Source organism: Mycobacterium sp. (assembly GCF_049280035.1).
Classification (GTDB): domain Bacteria; phylum Actinomycetota; class Actinomycetes; order Mycobacteriales; family Mycobacteriaceae; genus Mycobacterium.
In genome coordinates this window covers 1-4,485 of record NZ_JBAPPI010000454.1, presented here as the reverse complement: position 1 = coordinate 4,485, position 4,485 = coordinate 1, and the positions used below count along the sequence as shown (strand labels likewise).

Annotated in this window: 5 protein-coding genes; 1 reads left to right on the top strand and 4 read right to left on the bottom strand. The window is 64.3% G+C overall.

All coding sequences use genetic code 11. From position 1 onward, the window contains the following. Positions 1–947, top strand: a 947-nt coding sequence (locus WAN71_RS15030; RefSeq protein ID WP_422226094.1) for an amidase, incomplete at its 5' end; no start/stop codon positions are given. 1 nt (position 948) lies between these two features. Here WAN71_RS15030 and era read toward each other — a convergent pair. The 4 genes from era to WAN71_RS15010 form a co-directional block, all read right to left on the bottom strand. Continuing rightward, entirely contained in the window at positions 949–1,860 is a 912-nt protein-coding gene (era, locus tag WAN71_RS15025; protein WP_422226093.1) for a GTPase Era, read from the bottom strand. 105 nt (positions 1,861–1,965) lie between these two features. Further along, on the bottom strand, positions 1,966–3,264 hold the full coding sequence (locus WAN71_RS15020) for a hemolysin family protein (protein WP_422226092.1): 1,299 nt from the start codon (positions 3,262–3,264) through the stop codon (positions 1,966–1,968). Next, the gene (gene ybeY, locus WAN71_RS15015; RefSeq protein ID WP_422226091.1) at positions 3,261–3,794 is read right to left on the bottom strand and encodes an rRNA maturation RNase YbeY; all 534 of its coding nucleotides are present in this window, start codon (positions 3,792–3,794) and stop codon (positions 3,261–3,263) included. Before ybeY ends, WAN71_RS15020 begins: the two co-directional genes overlap by 4 nt. A gap of 7 nt (positions 3,795–3,801) precedes the next feature. Continuing rightward, on the bottom strand, positions 3,802–4,485 hold a 684-nt coding region (locus WAN71_RS15010; protein WP_422226090.1), incomplete at its 5' end, for a PhoH family protein.

Below are 4,485 nucleotides of genomic sequence, written 5' to 3'. Positions count from 1 at the left end.
CCGACGGCGCCGGCAGTGTCCGCATCCCGGCGGCCTGGACCCATCTGGTGGGCATAAAGCCGCAACGTGGCCGCATCTCGACGTGGCCGTTGCCCGAGGCGTTCAACGGCATCACGGTCAACGGCGTGCTGGCCCGTACCGTCGCCGATGCGGCGCTGGTGCTCGATGCGGCGTCCGGCAATGTCGACGGCGATCTGCACAAGCCGCGGCCGGTGACGGTGTCCGACTATGTGGGCATCGCTCCGGGGCCATTGCGGATCGCGCTGTCAACCGGGTTCCCGTTCACCGCGTTTCCGGCCCGCTTGCATCCGGAGATCAGGGCGGCACTGGAGTCGGTGGGCGAACGACTTCGGCTGCTCGGACACAGAGTGATGGCGGGCAACCCCGATTACGGGCTGCGGCTGTCGTGGAACTTTTTGTCGCGTTCCACTTCCGGGCTACTCGACTGGGCCGAGCGGTTGGGTGACGGCGTGGAGTGGGACCGACGCACGCTGTCGAATATGCGGATGGGACGGCTGCTTTCGCAGTCGATACTGCGTGCCGCCCGGGCGCACGAAGCCGCCGATCAGCGCCGGGTGAGCTCGATTTTCCGCATCGTGGACGTCGTGGTGGCGCCGACGACCGCGCAGCCGCCGCCGCTGGCGCACGCGTTCGACAGGCTGGGCGGCATGGGCACCGACCGGGCGATGATCGCCGCCTGCCCGGTGTGCTGGCCGTGGAATGTGTTGGGGTGGCCGTCGATCAACGTCCCGGCGGGCTTCACCTCCGAAGGCTTGCCAATCGGCGTGCAGCTGATGGGACCGGCCAACAGCGAGCCGCTGCTGATCTCGCTGGCCGCCGAGTTGGAGGCGCTCGGCGGCTGGGCGGCCAAACAGCCGGAGGTGTGGTGGAACACCGGCACCGACACGCCGCCGGTTTCCAGCGTGGGCACTGAGCTCGATCGATAACTCAAAAGCCAAGCCGGCCCAGTTGTTTGGGGTCACGCTGCCAATTCTTGGCGACCTTGACGCGCAGGTCGAGGTAGACCTTGGAGCCCAGCAGCTTCTCGATCTGGCCACGCGCCGCAGTGCCTACTTCACGCAGTCGGGCACCGCCCTTGCCGATCACGATGCCCTTCTGGCTGTCACGCTCGACATAGAGAACCGCGTGCACGTCGATCAGGTCGTCACGCCCCTCGCGCGGATTGACCTCGTCGATAACCACTGCCAGTGAATGCGGCAGCTCGTCGCGTATGCCCTCCAGGGCGGCTTCCCGGATGAACTCGGCCATCAGAACCTCCTCGGGTTCATCGGTCAGCTCACCGTCGGGGTAATACGGCGGCCCGGGCGGCAGTGCAGCGGCCAGCACGTCGATCAGCACGTCGATCTGCTCACCGCTGATCGCCGAGACGGGGACGATCTCGGCTTGACGGCCGTCGGAGAGCCCGATCAGTTCGCCGACCTCGGCCAGCTGCGCGGCCAACTTGTCCTTGGCCACCTTGTCGATCTTGGTGACGACGACGACCAATGTCGTTGTGGGCGCGACAGAACGGATCTGTTCGACAATCCACCGGTCCCCGGGCCCGATCGCCTCGTCAGCGGGTATGCACAAACCGATGGCGTCGACTTCGGCGTAGGTGTCGCGGACTAAGTCGTTGAGCCGCTTACCCAGCAGGGTCCTCGGCCGATGCAGTCCTGGAGTGTCGACCAGGATGATCTGGAAGTCCGCGCGGTGCACGATGCCGCGAATCGTGTGCCGGGTGGTCTGCGGGCGGCTCGAGGTGATCGCCACTTTCGAGCCGACCAGCGCATTGGTCAGCGTCGATTTGCCGGTATTCGGCCGCCCCACGAGACAGACGAAACCGGAATGGAATTCGGTCACTGTAGGACGTTGCCTGCGCCGTCGGTGATGATGACCGCTTCCAGCCCAACGGCCATCGTCGAACGGGCTAGCACCACGAGCTTTGCGTCTTCGGCCTCGAGCGGCTCACCCGTCATGGTCTACCTCCTGACCGTCGGGTTCGGCGCGGCTCAGTAGCACAGTGCCGATCCTGACCCGACCCCGATGGTCCGGACCGCCTTCGGCGTGTAACCGCAGCCCATGTGATACCACCTCGGCGCCAGGTAGTGGGACCCGGCCCAGCTCCAACGCCAGCAGGCCGCCCACTGTGTCGACGTCGAGGTGCTCGTCGAATTCGACGCCATACAATTCGCCGACGTCTTCGATCGGCAGTCGCGCCGATACCCGGAACCGGTTGTCTCCCAGATCTTCTACCGGCGCTACCTCGGCGGCGTCGTACTCGTCGGCGATCTCACCGACGATCTCTTCCAGTACATCTTCGATTGTCACGAGACCGGCTATCGCGCCGTACTCGTCGACCAGCAGCGCCATGTGGTTGCGGTTGCGCTGCATTTCGCGTAGCAAGGCGTCCAGGGGCTTGGAATCCGGCACGAACACCGCTGGGCGCATGACCTGCGCAACGGTGGTGTCCCGGCCGCCGGTGCTGGAGTAATACGTCTGCTGCACAACGTCTTTCAGATACACGACGCCGACAACATCGTCGACGTTCTCGCCAATCACCGGAATGCGGGAATGCCCGCTGCGCACCGCCAGCGATATCGCATGGTTGGCCGATTCGTCGCTTTCGATCCAGATCATCTCGGTGCGCGGCACCATCACCTCGCGGGCCGGTGTATCACCGAGTTCAAACACCGACTGGATCATCCGACGCTCGTCGGCCGCGACCACGCCACGCTGCTGCGCCAAGTCGACGACTTCGCGCAGCTCGATCTCGGATGCGAACGGTCCGTTGCGGAAGCCCCGGCCTGGCGTCAGCATGTTGCCCAGTACTACCAGCAGTCGGCTGATCGGGGCCAGTAGGACCGAAATCACTTGCAGCGGTAGAGCTGCCACCAACGAGATCGAGTAGGCATTCTGGCGGCCGAGGGTGCGCGGACCGACACCGATGACGACGAAGCTGATCACCACCATGGCCGCCGCGGCGGCGAACAATCCCCAACCGTGGCCTAGGTTGTGGCGGAGATGCACCACCAGCAGCGCAGTTGCGGTGATCTCACAGGTGATCCGTAGCAACACCACCAAGTTGATGTAGCGCGGCCGGTCGGCCATAACCTTGGCCAGCCGCACCGCGCCCGGCCGCTCGTCACGTACTAGTTCGTGGACCCGCGCCAATGACACCGTGCTGACCGCGGCATCGATCGCCGCGAACAAGCCGCCCAGACCGATCAGCACGATCGCGCCGAGCAGCGGAGCGGACCCATTCAATTGTCGAAATACCTTGATTTATCCAGCAACCGCTGGTCTCTCTCGCTCTGGCGTTCGTGGTGGTAGGCCCCGACTTGCTGGGCGACCCACTCTTCGAGCAGGCGGCGCTGCAGCGCGAACATCTCTTTTTCTTCGTCCGGCTCGGCGTGGTCATAGCCCAGCAGGTGCAGCACACCGTGAATTGTCAACAGCGCCAGTTCATGGCCCAGCGAATGACCGGCGGCCGCGGCCTGCTGGGCGGCGAATTCGGGACACAACACAATATCGCCGAGCATCGCCGGTCCCGGCTCCGGAGCATCGGGGCGACCGCCCGGCTCCAGCTCATCCATCGGAAAGCTCATCACGTCGGTCGGTCCGGGCAACTCCATCCAGCGCATGTGCAGATCCGCCATCGCCGCGGTGTCCAATAGCACCATCGACAGCTCGGCGGCTGGATTGATGTCCATTCGGGCGATGACGAACCTTGCGACGCTGACCAATTCGGATTCGGAGACGTCGATTCCCGATTCGTTGGCGACTTCGATACTCACCGCGTTGTCACCGACGGCTGCGGGCACTCGACGCCCGCCGGGCTGCCCGGTTCATGGTCAGACCAGGTTCCTCGTATCGTGCGTAGGCATCCACGATTTCGGAGACCAGCCGATGTCGGACCACGTCGACGCTGGTCAATTCGGCGATGTGAATGTCGTCGATGCCTTCGAGGATGTCGGCCGCCGCCCGTAGTCCCGACCTGTTGCCGCCCGGCAAGTCGATCTGCGTAACATCGCCGGTGACAACGACTTTCGAACCGAATCCCAGTCGGGTGAGGAACATCTTCATCTGCTCAGAGGTGGTGTTCTGGGCCTCGTCGAGGATGATGAACGCATCATTCAACGTGCGACCACGCATATATGCCAGCGGCGCGACCTCAATTACCCCGGACGCCATCAACTTTGGGATCAGCTCGGGATCCATCATGTCGTGCAGCGCGTCGTAAAGCGGACGTAGGTAGGGGTCGATCTTCTCACTCAGCGTGCCGGGCAGAAAGCCAAGCCGCTCACCGGCTTCCACCGCAGGACGGGTCAGGATGATGCGGGTGACCTGTTTGCGCTGCAACGCGTTGACCGCCTTGGCCATCGCCAGGTAGGTCTTGCCCGTCCCGGCCGGGCCGATCCCGAAGACGATGGTGTGGGCATCGATGGCGTCGACATAGCGCTTCTGGTTGAGGGTCTTGGGCCGAAT